Raw genomic sequence first — 14,341 nt, forward strand, 5'->3', positions numbered from 1 at the left:
GGACTGACGTGATATTAACTCCTGCGCCGGGTTCGGCGGAACTACCTGATGACAATGACCTGGACGACGAGCTGGAGGGCGGGTTCGCGCCCGCTTCCGGCATCGATCTGTCCCCCATCACCCTTGCGCTGAACGAGGAGCATTGCGGCCAGCGCCTGGACAAGGTGGTCGCCACCCTGGTGCCGCAATTCTCGCGCAGCCGCCTGCAGTTGTGGTTTGAAAGCGGCCACATTACCGTCGACGGCAAGCCCGCCCGTGGCAAGGACACCGCGTACGGCGACGAAGCCGTCGTGATTGAACCACAAGCGGCGCCGGAAGACACGGCCTTCACGCCGGAAGCGATCGCGCTCGACATCGTGCATGAAGACGATGACATCATCGTCATCAACAAGCCGGCCGGCCTGGTCGTGCATCCGGGCGCCGGCAACTGGACCGGCACGCTGCTCAACGGCCTGCTGCACCATTGCCCGCAGCTGGTGGGCGTGCCGCGCGCCGGCATCGTGCACCGCCTGGACAAGGACACCAGTGGCCTGATGGTCGTCGGCAAGACGTTGGCCGCGCAGACCGACTTGGTGCGCCAGCTGCAGGCGCGCACCGTCAAGCGCGAATACTTCGCGCTGGTGTGGGGCACGCCGCGGGCGTCGGGCACGATCGACAGTCCGATGGGGCGCGATGCCAAGGACCGCGTCAAGATGGCGGTCTCGAGCAGCCCGTTCGCCAAGCCGGCGATCACCCATTACGAGCGCGTCGCCACCGGCGAACTCGACCGTCGCCCGGTGAGCCTGGTGCGCTGCCGCCTGGAGACCGGCCGCACGCACCAGATCCGCGTGCACATGCAGTCGCTCGGCTTCGCGCTGGTCGGTGACGCGGTATATGGCAAGCGCCACCTGACGCCGGTGTTCCACCGCCAGGCGCTGCAGGCGCGCCGCCTGGGCTTGGTGCATCCGGGCAGCGGCGAAGACTGCGAATGGACCGTGCCGCTGGCCGCCGACTTCGCCGAGCTGATCGCCAAGGCCGGCATCGACGAGCCGCAGGATGGCGACGTCCAGGACGAATTCGACGATGACGACGACGGCGATGTCGTGGTCGAATACCGCGCCTGATGCCGGCCGATATGGCGCGTGCGCTGACTGCTGACGACCTGGTCTGGCCCGAGTGGCCGGACCTGCCGGCGGGTGTCGGCGCGCTGGCGACAGCGCGCGACGGCGGCGTCAGCCGTGGTCCTTACGACGATGGCAAGGGCGGCGGCGGGCTGAACCTCGGCCTGCACGTGGCTGATGACGGCGAACACGTGCGCGAAAACCGCGCGCGTCTGCAAGCCTGGCTGCCCGGCGTGCCGGCCTGGATCGCCCAGGTGCACGGCGCCGAGGTGGTCGATGCGGCGCTGGCCGGCCCCGGCCGTCCGACCTGCACCGGCGACGCCAGCATCGCCACGCAGCCAGGTGTGGTGTGCGCGATCCTGACCGCCGATTGCCTGCCGGTGCTGTTTGCCGACCTGGACGGCAAAGTGGTTGGCGCGGCCCACGCCGGCTGGCGCGGACTGGCCGGCGGTGTGCTGGGGCAGACCGTGGCCGCGATGCGCGCGGCGGGTGCCAGCGAGATCACGGCGTGGATGGGGCCGGCCATCGGTCCAGAGTCGTTCGAGGTAGGGCAGGACGTGATCGACGCCTTCATGGAGGCGCTGCCGGGCGCGGCCACGCGTGACTGCTTCACCGATTATCCCGGCCGCCCCGGCAAATACCTGGCCGATATGTTCACATTGGCGCGCCTGATGCTGGCGCGCGATGGCGTGACGCGCGTGCATGGCGGCGGCATCTGTACCGCCAGCGCACCCGAGCGCTTTTACTCCTACCGGCGCGACGGCGTCACCGGGCGCCAGGCCAGCCTGATCTGGCTGAAGTAAGCGCAATCGCGGCTGATGACAAGTCAGTCGCCATCGCCATCGGCATCGATGGTGTCCGGGCCTCCCGTGCCATCCTTCCTGGTATCGACATTCCGTTCCACGTCCCGTTCAAGGTTGCGTTGCGGCGCCGCGCCGCGCTGGCGGACGCGGCGCCTTCTTGCGCCCGAAATGTAAAAAAGAAGAGATAATGGCAGGGCACAATAGAACAAGAACGTCATGATGCCGCCCACCACGGTCGGCTCGGTTGCCGCCATCAATACGACTACGTACATCCAAGCAATGGCGACGATCCACATGACTTATTCCTGGTGATTAGACGAGACCCTGACAACGGATGCCCACATGAACATGCCTGACCCGCAAGCTTTCGCCTCCAACTGGCTGTCCCAATTCACCGACCCGTCGGCCTGGCAGGGCTGGATGAACATGATGCCGACGATGCCCGGCGTGCCCACCATGCCGGCAATGCCAACCATGCCCGCGGCCGGCAACATGACGCCGATGCTCGACTTCCTGAAGAACGCCGGCGCCGGTATCGCGCCGGGCAAGCTGGAAGCGATCCGCGACGATTATCTCAAAAAGGGTGGCCAACTGTGGCAAGACTTCATGTCCGGCAAAACGCCCGAGCTGCATGACAAGCGCTTTTCCGCCTCCGAGTGGTCGAGCAATCCGATGTCGGCCTTCTCCGCCGCGTCCTACCTGCTCAACTCCGAATTCCTGCTGGCCATGGCTGACGCGGTCGAGGCCGGCGCGCGCGAAAAGCAGAAGATCCGCTTCACGGTGCAGCAGATGGTCGATGCCATGTCGCCCGCTAACTTCTTCGCTACCAATCCGGAAGCGCAGAAGAAGATGATCGAGACCAAGGGCGAGAGCCTCACCAAGGGGCTGTCGAACATGCTGGCCGACCTGCAGAAGGGCCGCATTTCGCAGTCCGACGAATCGGCGTTCGAGGTCGGCGTCAACGTCGGCACCACGCCGGGCCAGGTGGTGTACGAGAACGAGCTGTTCCAGCTGATCCAGTACACGCCGACGACGCCGAACGTGCACACGGTGCCGCTGGTGATGATCCCGCCGTGCATCAACAAGTTCTACATCCTCGACCTGCAGCCGGAAAATTCGCTGGTGCGCTACGTCGTGGAGCAGGGCAACACCGTGTTCATGGTCTCGTGGCGCAATCCGGGCCGCGAGCTGGGCAACCTGAAATGGGACGATTACGTCGAGCAAGGCGCGATCCGCGCGCTCGACGTGGTGGGCGAGATCACTGGCCAGGACAAGGCCCATGTGTTCGGCTTCTGCGTCGGCGGCACCATCGCCGCCACCGCGCTGGCGGTGCTGGCCGAACGCGGTCGTCACCCGGCCGCCAGCCTGTCGCTGCTGACGACGCTCCTCGATTTTTCCGACACCGGCGTGCTCGAAGTGTTCGTCGACGAAACCCAGGTGGCGCTGCGCGAGCAGCATCTGGGCGCGGGCGGCCTGATGCCGGGACGCGACCTGGCCACCACCTTCTCGGCGCTGCGTCCGAACGATCTGGTGTGGAACTATGTGCAGCAGAACTACCTCAAGGGCAAGGAGCCGCCGGCCTTCGACCTGCTGTACTGGAACGCCGACAGCACCAATCTGCCGGGTCCGATGTTCTGCTGGTACCTGCGCAATACCTATCTGGAAAACAAGCTGAAGGTGCCGGGCGCGCTCACCGTCTGCGGCGTGCCGGTCGACCTCGGCAAGATCGAGGCGCCGGTGTTCATCTACGGCTCGAAGGAAGACCACATCGTGCCGTGGCAGGCGGCGTATGCCTCGATGGGCCTGCTCAATCCGAAAAACCCGAAGGCGAACCGCTTCGTGCTGGGTGCATCCGGCCACATTGCCGGCGTGATCAATCCGGCGTCGAAGAACAAGCGCAGCTACTGGGTCAACGACGGCGCCGCCAAAGGCAAGGGCAAGGCGAAAGTGAAGAGCGACCTGGAGTCGTTCGAAGGCGCGACCGAGAACAAGGGAAGCTGGTGGCCGGAGTGGGCCAGGTTCCTGGCCGAAAACGGCGGCGCTGAAGTGGCCGCGCCGGCAGCCCACGGCAGCGAGCGCTACCGCCCACTGGAGCCGGCGCCAGGCCGTTACGTCAAGGCGCGCGGCGACTGAACAACGGCGCACTGGCAATTCCGTGTCAACGCGGTTTGTTGACAAAAAGTTTAGATTAGTGATAAAACCGATAATTGCTGCACCTGCGTGGATTGCATGGTATGGTGCTCGGTGTCCGGCTGCTGACTCGAACCCAGCTCGAGCAGCGGGCTGGACAGGAGCGAACAGGAGATAAACCGGCGCTTGAGTGAACATCGTCCGGTGAACATAATCATAAGTGCGTGGAGACGAGGCCAACACCCCCGGACGCCGCGGCGCAACCAATGGAACGAGAGATGAGTAGTGTGAAGAAAAGTACGGAACGCCTGATCAAGAAGTATCCCAACCGTCGGCTGTACGACACCCAGACCAGCTCTTACATCACTCTTTCCGACGTCAAACAGCTGGTGCTCGACGCCGACGAGTTCACCGTGGTCGACGCCAAGTCGAACGAAGACCTGACCCGCAGCATTCTGCTGCAGATCATTCTGGAAGAAGAAGCGAACGGTATTCCGATGTTCTCGAGCTCGGTGCTGGCGCAGATCATCCGCTACTACGGCCATGCGATGCAGGGCATGATGGGCTCGTACCTGGAAAAGAACGTCCAGGCCTTCACCGACATCCAGAACAAGTTCACCAGCGGCGCCGCCGGCGCGCTCGAGGGCAAGCCGTTCAGCCCCGAGATGTGGACCCAGTTCATGAACGTCCAGGGCCCGATGATGCAGGGCATGATGAACAACTACATCGACCAGAGCAAGAACCTGTTCATGCAGATGCAGGAGCAGATGCAGAACCAGAGCAAGGCGATGTTCGGGGCGTTTCCGTTCCCGGGAATGACGCCGCCGCCGACGGACAAGAAGTAAACGGCAAAAAAACCATCGGGTGGCTCCCTGCAGGCCACCTGCTTCCGTTTCCATGTGGTCAAGCTTCGGCGGACCCGCAAGCAACAGTCCAGCCCCTCGATCCCACCGCTGCACCACGTTCCTGTACAATCGCGGATTGCTCAAATCTTTGTCGTCCGCCCATGCACGAACTTCGTCGTAATCCTTCCGCCAACAACAGCAGCATCGCTGCCGCAGCCGCCGCGCCCGCCGTCGTCATTCCGTCGCCGGCGCCAGGCTCGGTCGCGCCGAAAGTCGGCTTCGTCTCGCTCGGCTGCCCGAAGGCGCTGGTCGATTCGGAACAGATCCTGACCCAGCTGCGCGCCGAAGGCTACCAGACCGCCAAGTCCTACGACGGCGCCGACCTGGTGATCGTCAACACCTGCGGCTTCATCGACGCCGCGGTGCAGGAGTCGCTCGACGCGATCGGCGAAGCGCTGGCCGAGAACGGCAAGGTGATCGTCACCGGCTGCCTTGGCGCCAAGAAGGACGCCGCGGGCGACGACATCATCACCAAGGTGCACCCGAAGGTGCTGGCCGTGACCGGCCCGCACGCGGTGACCGAGGTGATGGAATCGGTGCACCTGCACCTGCCGAAGCCGCACGACCCGTTCGTCGACCTGGTGCCGGACCACGGCGTCAAGCTCACGCCAAAGCACTATGCCTACCTGAAGATTTCCGAAGGCTGCAACCACCGCTGCAGCTTCTGCATCATCCCGTCGATGCGCGGCGACCTGGTGTCGCGCCGCATCGATGAAGTGCTGATCGAAGCCGAGAACCTGTTCAAGGCCGGCGTCAAGGAACTCTTGGTGATCTCGCAGGACACGTCCGCTTACGGCGTCGACGTCAAGTTCCGTACCGGTTTCTGGAACGGCCGTCCGGTCAAAACCCACATGACCCAGCTGGTCGAGATGCTGGGCCAGCTGGCACGCCAGTACGACGCCTGGGTGCGCCTGCACTACGTTTATCCGTACCCGCACGTCGACCAGGCGATTCCGCTGATGGGCGACGGCCACGTGCTGCCTTACCTCGACATCCCGATGCAGCACGCGCATCCGGACGTCCTCAAGCGCATGAAGCGCCCGGCCAGCGGCGAGAAGAACCTCGATCGCATCCTCAACTGGCGCCGCATGAACCCGGATCTGACGATCCGCTCCACTTTTATTGCCGGCTTCCCGGGCGAGACCGAGGCCGAATTCGAATACCTGCTGGACTTCCTGAAGGAAGCACAGATCGACCGTCTGGGCTGCTTCGCCTATTCGCCGGTCGAAGGCGCGACCGCCAACGAACTGGCCAATCCGGTGCCGGAAGAAGTGCGCGAAGAACGCCGTGCGCGGGTGATGCTGCTGCAGGAAGAAATCTCGGCTAAGCGCCTGCAGGCCAAGGTCGGCAAGACCATGCGCGTGCTGGTCGACGAAGTGGGCGCGCGCGAAGCCATCGGCCGTTCCAGCGCCGACGCGCCGGAAATCGACGGCGTGGTGCACATCAAGCGTCCGCTGGTGCCGGGCAAGCAAAGAATAGCCGTCGGCCAGTTCCTCGACGTGACCATCACCAAGGCCGACGCTCACGACCTGTGGGCCTCGCCGGTTTAAACCTTCATCCCAAGCCCGCGGCGCAATGAGCGATAAGTCGATACAGAAGTCGATCCAGACCACCCTGATCCACAGCGACTACGTCGCGCCGCCGGGCTTCGATGCCTTCCCGCCCGGCATCCATCACGCTTCGACGGTACTGTTCCCGAACGTGGCAGCGATGCGTTCGACCGAGTGGAAGGACAAGCAGTCGTACACCTACGGCCTGCACGGCACCCCGACCACCTTCGTGCTGGAAGGCAAGCTGGCCGAGATCGAGGGCGGCAATCACTGCCTGCTCACGCCGTCCGGCCTGGCGGCGATCGCGATGGTCGACTTCGCGCTGCTCAAAAGCGGCGACGACGTGCTGCTGCCCGAGAACGTTTACAACCCGAACCGTGAACTGGGACGCTGGCTGACCCAGGATTTCGGCGTCAGCGCGCGCTATTACGATCCGATGATCGGCGCCGGCATCGCCGAGCTGATTCAGCCGAACACCAAGCTGCTCTGGACCGAAGCGCCCGGCTCGGTGTCGATGGAGGTGCCGGACCTGCCGGCGCTGTGCCGCGCTGCGAAGGAACGCGGCGTGATCGTGGCGCTGGATAACACCTGGTCGGCCGGCCTGGCGCTGCGCGGCTTCGACCTCGGCGTCGATATCGTCATGCATGCGCTGACCAAGTACCAGTCGGGCGGCGCCGACCTGCTGATGGGCGCCGTCATTACGCGCGACCGTGCACTGAACGAGCGTCTGGCGCAGGCGCATATGCGGCTCGGGATGGGTGTCGGCGCCGACGATGCCTACCTGGTCCAGCGCGGCTTGCCGACCATGAAGCTGCGCTTCGAGCGTCACGACGCCAGCGCGCGCGAAGTGGCGGCCTGGTTCAAGTCGCGGCCGGAGGTAGTCAAGGTGCTGCATCCGGCATTCGAGGATTGTCCGGGCCACGCCAACTGGAAACGCGACTTCACCGGCGCCGGCGGCCTGTTCTCGGTGGTGTTCGATGCGTGCTACAGCGAAGAGCAGGTCGATCGCCTGGTCGATGCGCTGGAACTGTTCGGCATCGGCTACAGCTGGGGCGGGCCGAACAGCCTGGTGATGCCGTACCGGATCAAGACCATGCGCACGCGGTGGGACGACGGCGTGCTGGTGCGTTTCAATATCGGACTCGAAGATCCGGCCGACCTGATCGCGGATCTGGAGCGCGCTTTCGCGCAGTTGTAAAACCACGGGCTGCGCATCAAATAAAATGGGGCCGTCGGCCCCATTCGTGTTTACACCGGCATCGCCCGGTTGCTGTTCAGGTCCAGGAATCCGCGCACCAGACGGTACGCCTTCCACACCCAGACAACGAACCACACCACGTACGCCAGCGGGATCAGGATGATGGTGGCGAACAGCACGCCGCCGACCACCATCCACATCACATACCACCAGAATGACTTGATCATCCAGGTGTGATGGCTGTGCACCATCGTGCCTGCGGTCTCCGGACGTTTCACGTAGTTGACGATCACCGGAATGATCGACAGCGTGCCGAGCGAAAAGAAGAAGGTCAGCGCATGGATGATGTACAGGATGCGTGCCCAGTGCTTGGCGTCTTCGACGCCGCGTTCCATAACCAGTTCTTGCGACATAGCAGCTCCTTCAGTGCGGGGGAAGTCCCGTTTGTTGCCAGTGTAGCATCGTCGCTTCGAGACTTGTCGCGCGCTGTGATCGTCTGCTTCAGCCTACGTGCTGCTGTACCCACGCCACCAGCCGTCCGGCATCCATGGCGCCGGCCTGGCGCGCGATCTCGCGCCCGCCGCGGAACAGGGCGATGGTCGGGATGCTGCGGATCGCGAAGCGCGCTGCGAGATCCTGCGCCCGTTCGGTATCGACCTTCAGCAAACGCACTGCCGGCTCCAGCCGTCCGGCGGCCTGGGCGTAGGCCGGCGCCATCATCTTGCACGGACCGCACCATTCGGCCCAGAAGTCGACCAGCACCGGAATATCGTTGCGCGACACGTGGCGCTCGAAGCGGGCGCTGTCGACGTCCAGCGGGCGGCCGGCAAACAGGGTGTTGGCGCATTTGCCGCAGGTGGGCGCATCCTGCAGGCGCGCCTGCGGCAGGCGGTTGACGGCGTCGCAGTGCGGGCAGACGACGTGAAGCGGCTCGGTCATGGAATTCTCCTTGCGTGTTCATGGCATGTTCTGAATGCCATGATTGTAAGCGCCGCATGCGAATCGCGTCGCCGCCCCAGCCATGCGACAGGACGCGGCCGACTTTCGTAGAATTGTGGAAACGACAAAACTTCGAGCCATCGATGCAAGAGACACCTCTACTCAACGGCGGCGGCAACCTGCTGGTCGGCTGCGCCGGCTGGAGCCTGCCGAAAGCCTGCGCCGACGCATTCCCGGTCGAAGGCAGTCACCTGGAGCGCTACGCCGCCGTGTTTCCTACCGTGGAAATCAATTCCTCGTTCTACCGGCCGCACAAGCCCGAGACCTATGCGCGCTGGGCGGACAGCGTGCCCGACGACTTCCGCTTCGCAGTTAAGGTGCCGCGCGCCGTGACCCACGACGCGCGCCTGATCGAGGTCGACGAGCAGCTCGACCGCTTCCATGGCGAGGCCGGCATGCTGGGCGAGAAGCTCGGCTGCCTGCTGGTGCAGCTGCCGCCACGCTTCGGCTTCGTCGATGCTCCGGCGCACGCCTTCTTCGACAGCCTGCGCGCACGCTTCGGCTGCACCGTGGCGTTCGAGGCGCGCCATCCGAGCTGGTTTTCGGAGCCGGCCAGCGCGCTGCTGCGCGAATGCGAGGTGGTGCGGGTGATTGCCGACCCTGCTGCAGGACAGCCCGGCGAGCACGAGCCGACGAGCGAGCGCGCCGTCTACGTGCGTCTGCACGGCACGCCGCGCATCTATTACTCAAGCTATCCGGCCGACGAGATTGCCGCATGGCGCGCCCGGCTCGAGGCGCAGGCGGCAGCCGGCCGCACGGTCTGGTGCATCTTCGATAACACGGCCGAAGGCGCGTCGGTGCCGAACGCGCTGGAGCTGATGGGGAAGGGCGGCTGTGCGCCGGCCTGACGGCATTGATGCACGGACAGCTTGTGCGTGCCTGACCTGAATTTGCCATACTGCCGCTCATCATGGTGACCGCGACCTTCCGTTTCGATCCAGCGCTGAACGACTTCCTGCCGCGCGAGCGGCGCGACCGCAGCTTCGCGGCAGAGTGCGCGCGCCGCGCCACCGTCAAGCACATGATCGAGGCGCTGGGCGTGCCGCATACCGAGGTCGAGGCGGTGCTGGTCAACGGCGAGGCGAGCGGCTTCGAGCGCATCCTAAGCGACGGCGACCAGGTCGCCACCTATGCGCGTGCCGAGGATGCGGGACTTGCGGGAGTGGGTGAACTGCTGCGCGCGCGGCCGCGCGACCGCATGCGCTTCGTCGCCGATGCCCATCTGGGTGCGCTCGCGCGCCTGCTGCGCATGGCCGGCTACGACACGCTGTACGACAACCATTATCACGACAACGAGGTCGAGGCGCTGGCGAGCGACGGCGATCGCATCGTGCTGACGCGAGACCGCGAACTGCTCAAGCGCAGTGCGGTCGCGCACGGCTGCTACATCCACGCACTCGATCCCGAGCAGCAATTGCGCGAACTGTTCGCGCGACTCGGCCTGGCTGCCGGCGCGCGGCCATTCTCGCTGTGCCTGCACTGCAATCTGCCGCTGCGCGCGGTGGACAAGGCCAGTGTCATCGAGCGCCTGCCGGAATCGGTGCGCGTGCTGCACGACAGCTTCACCACTTGCGATTGTTGCGGACGGGTGTACTGGAAGGGTTCGCACTACAAGCGCATGGCGGCGCTGCTGGCAGCGATCGGCGAAGCGACGCAGGCGCCGCCGAGCGGCCGCGCCGAGGTAGAATCGGCTTACGAAACCGACCTCCCTGCACGCGCGTGAATACTTCCGTTTCGCCCACACCATCGCCAATCGACATGCCGCTGCGGGTCGAATGCCCGCCCGGCGCCTGCGTCTGCGAGCGCGAGCGGTTGATGGCCGACCCGCAAGCCGACAAGCGGCCGCTGCTGCTGACGCGCCTGCAAGAGCAGAAACTGATCGAGCGCATCGAGCGGGTCGACAGCTACGCCGACCTGCAGCATGTGCAGGGCCTGATTTGCACGAACCTGGGCGCCGAACTGCGCATCGCACCGGGACCGAACGAGGTGCGTACCGTGCGCGGCATCGTCATTGTGCTGGAAGAGCGCCCGGGCTTGTGCAAGAAGGTGCGCCAGTCGGTGCCGGCGGCGGTGCGCCGGCGCCTGTCCGAGCGGCTGGATATCGCTTACGCCATCCTCGATGCGCACGACCTGTTCGGGCCGGACTAACGGCATTTTGAAGGCGCTTGCACACGGATCGCTTGGCTCTTATACAATCAATGTCAGTGCGGCAATTGCCGCCCTTGAACCATCAGCATCCTGGAGAATGACATGTCGGGCTACAGCATCAATATCGAAGAAAAAACGCTCGCTGGAAACAACTTCCGCGAAGTCCTTTACACCACCCAGCGCAGCCAGTTGGTCATCATGACCCTGCAGCCGGGCGACGAGATCGGCGTCGAGCGCCATGAGGGCCACGACCAGTTCATCCGCGTCGAAGCGGGCGAAGGCGTGGCGCTGCTGGACGGCGAAGAACACAAACTCGAAGACGGCGTGGCGGTGGTGATCCCGGCCGGCACCGAGCACAATGTGATCAATACCTCGAAGACCGAGCCGATGCGCCTGTACACGCTGTACACGCCGCCGGAGCATCCGGATGGCGTCGTGCATGCGACCAAGGCCGAGGCGGACGAGTACGAGCGTCAGCACGGGCATTGATTGCCAACGATTGCGCAGCAGGCAGTGAACGAGCGAAATAGCAGCCTGCCTCGCTCCTGCCACTAAACCAAAAACCGTCATCCCCGCGCAGGCGGGGATCCAAGTGCTCTTAGCGTCGTCGTGACGCGTGCAAACTTAGATCCCCGCCTGCGCGGGGATGACGGCTTTTAAGGTAACACTTAAACCGCTCGAGCCACAACGCTAGCGATAGACAGCAGGCGCTGGACTGATCTTAACGGCGATACGGGAACCGCGTCCCGATACTCCCACCCCAGCCACGGTGACGATGCCCACCCCAGCCGCGGCCGAAGTCGAACCCGAGCCCGATCGAGACCGGCGGATACCAGTAATTCGGCTGCTCGACATACACCGGTTGCGGCACGTACACCGGCTGCTGCACATAGACCGGCGTCTGCTGCACGATGACCGGCTGCGACGTCACCGGCGTCGAATACGTGACGTTCGGCCCTGCAGTCGTGGTGGTATAGCCGGACTGGCCGGACGCGGCCTGCTGGGCGCCGGTGCCCATCGGTACCGGAGTGACGGACACGACGCGCCACTGGCTCGGATCGGACGGCTGGGCATACACGGTGCGGTAGTTCGGGCCGGGCGTGGCGCAACCGGCAAGCGCGCCCAGCGACACAATGATGATGGCTAGTTTCTTCATGACGGTCCTCCTGATTGCGCCATCTTACGAGGTCCCGATGCAACCGTGGGCGACAATTACACCTCGTTACACGACGCCATTGTTCAGCAGCGAGGCCAGTGCCGTCAGCGGCACCGCCGCCGCCAGCGCCTGGTAGCCGGCATCGTTCGGATGCAGGTGGTCGCCGCTGTCGTACTCCGCCCGCAGGCGCTGCGGCGTGCCAGGGTCGCTCAGGGCCGCATCGATATCGGCCAGCAGGTCGAACGGCGCCGCGCCCCGCATCCAGCTGTTGACCGCCTGCCGCACCGCTTCGCGTGCCGGCGTGTAATAGACGAACCCGGAGAAGGGCGGCAGCGTCATGCCCAGCACCGGCAGGCCATGCAGGTGCGCACGTTCGATCAGCTGCCGGTAGCCGGCGAACATCGATTCCGGCGCCAGCGGTGCCGACGCCGGGCTGTAGACGATGTCGTTGATGCCGATGAGCACGGCGAGGCCCGCGACGCCGGCCGTGGCCAGTACGTCGCGGTCGAAGCGTTCGAGCAGGTCGTTGCCCGCGACCAGGGCGGTGTCGGTATCGGCCAGCATGCGGTTGGCGCTGATGCCGCGGTTGACCACGCCGATGCGTTCATTGCCCAGTTCGGTCTGCAGGCGCCGCGCCAGCGAGTCGGGCCAGCGCCGGTTGGCGCCGGACGTGCTGCCGACGCCGTCGGTGACCGAGTCGCCCGCGACCACCAGCACCGGCGCGCCGGCATCGACGTCGACCTCGGTCAGAAAGGGCCAGGACGCGAACGAGCGCTGCACCGGCAGGTTCGCGCTCGCCGTATGGTCGCCCGCCGTGGACACATAGTTGGCCTGGTAGGCGGCGTTGTGCAGCGTCGTGGCCTGCACCGTCCCTGGAAAATAGACGCTGACGGCCAGGTCGCTGAATGGCGCCACTGACAGGCTCACCGGATCGGACACGGCCGGTGCTCCGGCGGGAATCGTGATTGCGCGGTTGCCGCCGAAGCTAAGAGCAACGTTGGTGCCCACCGCCGCACCGCCGACCCGCAGCCCGATGGCGGCGCCGCCGACGCGCAGGTCGGTGCTGCCGCGCTCGTTCGACAGGCGGATGCGCACGCGGCTGCCGCCGACCGAGGCGCGCACGATCAGGCGCAGTGTCTGGTTGCTGAAGCTCTGAGTGGAGGCGGCGGGCGGCGGTCCGGCGGGCGCGCAGCCCCAGGCCGCGCACCAGCGCTGCGGCGCGCGCGCCTGCGCCGGTCTGGCGACGGCAAGCGCACCCGCCAGCGCCGGCACGCCAAGCAGCAGTCCGCGCCGCCGCACGTCGGGCGCAGCATGGCTGGAAATGGATGAAGCGCGGAAAGCCGGAAAAGTCATGGCGAGCCCCTGTCGATGGACGTTCGGCCGCAGCCCGGCCGCACATCCACGATAGCCCAGCGGCAGGCGCGCACGCGATGCGCCACGCGCGGCTTTTGCGCTAGCTCGCGCGTTGCAACGAAGCGGGAACTTAGTTCCGTTGAGCCGTCAGGCGAGGATGGTCAGCAGGCCATCCAGGCCCGAGAAATTAAACGCGACATCGGCCTGCGCGCGCACCACCGGCTTGGCGCGAAACGCCACCGACAGCCCGGCGATGCCCATCATCTTGAGGTCGTTGGCGCCATCGCCCATCACGATTGCCTGCGATGGCGCGATGCCGAGTTCGGCGCACACGCGTTCCACGGTGCGCTTTTTCTCGTCTGCATCGACGATACCGCCCAGCACGCGCCCGGTCAGCTTGCCGTCGACCACTTCCAGGACGTTGGCGTGCGTATTGTCCAGGCCCAGGCGCGGCTTGAGACGGTCGGTGAAGAAGGTGAAGCCGCCCGACACCAGCAGCGTCTTGAGCCCCGCTGCCTGCACCGCCTGCAGCATTGCTTCGCCGCCCATCGAGATATTCAGGCGCTCGTCGTAGACGCGCTGCAGCGCGCTCGCGTCCAGGCCTGCAAGCAGGGCCACGCGCCGGTTCAGGCTTTCGGAGAAATCGAGCTCGCCGCGCATCGCCGCTTCGGTGATCGCGGCGACCTGCGGCTTGAGGCCCTGCATGTCGGCGATCTCGTCGATGCACTCGATCGTGATCAGGGTCGAGTCCATGTCCATCGCCACCAGTTTGAAGTCGCTGAGGGCGCGGCCGGCGGCGATGAAGGTGGCGTCGACGCCGGCCTCGAACGCGGCCGCATCCAGCTCGGCCTTCAGGGCCGGGCTGTAGGTGACGCCGTCGGCGCGCAGCGCATGCTCGCCCAGCGCCGTGATGGATGCCGGCGCCGCCAGCTGCGCCAGGCGCTCCAGGGTTGCGTGGGTGGCCTGCGGCCCCTGAAGTACCAGGTTGGTGGTCATGTC

Annotated in this window: 16 protein-coding genes; 10 read left to right on the forward strand and 6 right to left on the reverse strand. The window is 65.5% G+C overall.

The genetic code is table 11. The features are described 5' to 3' along the window. Positions 1-8: 8 nt before the first annotated feature. Together RTQ83_RS17480 and pgeF are read left to right on the forward strand one after the other, a co-directional pair. Positions 9-1,103: an RluA family pseudouridine synthase gene (locus RTQ83_RS17480; protein WP_312517169.1), complete on the forward strand. Its 1,095-nt coding sequence runs from the start codon at positions 9-11 to the stop codon at positions 1,101-1,103. Beyond that, complete coding sequence (gene pgeF / locus RTQ83_RS17485) at positions 1,103-1,903, forward strand: peptidoglycan editing factor PgeF (RefSeq protein WP_312517171.1); 801 nt, start codon at positions 1,103-1,105, stop codon at positions 1,901-1,903. The genes RTQ83_RS17480 and pgeF overlap by 1 nt, the downstream gene beginning before the upstream one ends. A gap of 23 nt (positions 1,904-1,926) precedes the next feature. Here the strand turns inward: pgeF and RTQ83_RS17490 are convergent, their stop codons facing one another. Then, positions 1,927-2,199, reverse strand: coding sequence for a hypothetical protein (locus RTQ83_RS17490; RefSeq protein WP_312517173.1), 273 nt, complete (start codon positions 2,197-2,199; stop codon positions 1,927-1,929). Positions 2,200-2,245: 46 nt separating this feature from the next. Here RTQ83_RS17490 and phaC point away from each other — a divergent pair, with 46 nt between their 5' ends. From phaC to RTQ83_RS17510, 4 genes are all read left to right on the forward strand, one after another. After that, positions 2,246-4,036, forward strand: coding sequence for a class I poly(R)-hydroxyalkanoic acid synthase (gene phaC, locus RTQ83_RS17495; protein WP_312517175.1), 1,791 nt, complete (start codon positions 2,246-2,248; stop codon positions 4,034-4,036). A gap of 275 nt (positions 4,037-4,311) precedes the next feature. Continuing rightward, a complete protein-coding gene (gene phaR, locus RTQ83_RS17500) occupies positions 4,312-4,878 on the forward strand; it encodes a polyhydroxyalkanoate synthesis repressor PhaR (RefSeq protein WP_312517177.1) in 567 nt (188 codons plus the stop codon). A gap of 161 nt (positions 4,879-5,039) precedes the next feature. Next, entirely contained in the window at positions 5,040-6,488 is a 1,449-nt protein-coding gene (rimO, locus tag RTQ83_RS17505; RefSeq protein WP_312517179.1) for a 30S ribosomal protein S12 methylthiotransferase RimO, read from the forward strand. A 25-nt stretch (positions 6,489-6,513) separates the two neighbouring features. Next, entirely contained in the window at positions 6,514-7,686 is a 1,173-nt protein-coding gene (locus RTQ83_RS17510; RefSeq protein ID WP_312517181.1) for a cystathionine beta-lyase, read from the forward strand. Positions 7,687-7,736: 50 nt separating this feature from the next. On the opposite strand, the gene RTQ83_RS17515 is transcribed toward RTQ83_RS17510, so the two are convergent. Continuing rightward, the gene (locus RTQ83_RS17515) at positions 7,737-8,099 is read right to left on the reverse strand and encodes a hypothetical protein (protein ID WP_312517183.1); all 363 of its coding nucleotides are present in this window, start codon (positions 8,097-8,099) and stop codon (positions 7,737-7,739) included. A gap of 88 nt (positions 8,100-8,187) precedes the next feature. After that, complete coding sequence (trxC, locus tag RTQ83_RS17520) at positions 8,188-8,625, reverse strand: thioredoxin TrxC (RefSeq protein ID WP_312517185.1); 438 nt, start codon at positions 8,623-8,625, stop codon at positions 8,188-8,190. 143 nt (positions 8,626-8,768) lie between these two features. Here trxC and RTQ83_RS17525 point away from each other — a divergent pair, with 143 nt between their 5' ends. The 4 genes from RTQ83_RS17525 to RTQ83_RS17540 all read left to right on the forward strand — a co-directional run bounded on the left by RTQ83_RS17525 (position 8,769) and on the right by RTQ83_RS17540 (position 11,322). Further along, on the forward strand, positions 8,769-9,533 hold the full coding sequence (locus RTQ83_RS17525; protein ID WP_312517187.1) for a DUF72 domain-containing protein: 765 nt from the start codon (positions 8,769-8,771) through the stop codon (positions 9,531-9,533). A gap of 62 nt (positions 9,534-9,595) precedes the next feature. After that, positions 9,596-10,408, forward strand: a complete 813-nt coding sequence (locus RTQ83_RS17530) for a Mut7-C RNAse domain-containing protein (RefSeq protein ID WP_312517189.1) — start codon at positions 9,596-9,598, stop codon at positions 10,406-10,408. Positions 10,409-10,443: 35 nt separating this feature from the next. Continuing rightward, positions 10,444-10,833: a hypothetical protein gene (locus RTQ83_RS17535; protein WP_312517251.1), complete on the forward strand. Its 390-nt coding sequence runs from the start codon at positions 10,444-10,446 to the stop codon at positions 10,831-10,833. Between the two features lie 102 nt (positions 10,834-10,935). Continuing rightward, positions 10,936-11,322 carry a cupin domain-containing protein gene (locus RTQ83_RS17540; RefSeq protein WP_312517191.1) on the forward strand — a complete coding sequence of 129 codons (387 nt, stop codon included), beginning with the start codon at positions 10,936-10,938 and terminating at the stop codon, positions 11,320-11,322. A gap of 232 nt (positions 11,323-11,554) precedes the next feature. Here the strand turns inward: RTQ83_RS17540 and RTQ83_RS17545 are convergent, their stop codons facing one another. From RTQ83_RS17545 to serB, 3 genes are all read right to left on the reverse strand, one after another. Continuing rightward, positions 11,555-11,989: a hypothetical protein gene (locus RTQ83_RS17545; RefSeq protein ID WP_312517193.1), complete on the reverse strand. Its 435-nt coding sequence runs from the start codon at positions 11,987-11,989 to the stop codon at positions 11,555-11,557. Positions 11,990-12,055: 66 nt separating this feature from the next. Continuing rightward, on the reverse strand, positions 12,056-13,342 hold the full coding sequence (locus tag RTQ83_RS17550) for an SGNH/GDSL hydrolase family protein (RefSeq protein WP_312517195.1): 1,287 nt from the start codon (positions 13,340-13,342) through the stop codon (positions 12,056-12,058). Between the two features lie 147 nt (positions 13,343-13,489). After that, the gene (serB, locus tag RTQ83_RS17555) at positions 13,490-14,338 is read right to left on the reverse strand and encodes a phosphoserine phosphatase SerB (protein ID WP_312517197.1); all 849 of its coding nucleotides are present in this window, start codon (positions 14,336-14,338) and stop codon (positions 13,490-13,492) included. Between the last annotated feature and the right edge of the window lie 3 nt (positions 14,339-14,341).

Origin of the sequence: Massilia sp., assembly GCF_031995545.1 — a bacterium.
In the GTDB taxonomy this organism is placed as follows: domain Bacteria; phylum Pseudomonadota; class Gammaproteobacteria; order Burkholderiales; family Burkholderiaceae_D; genus Telluria.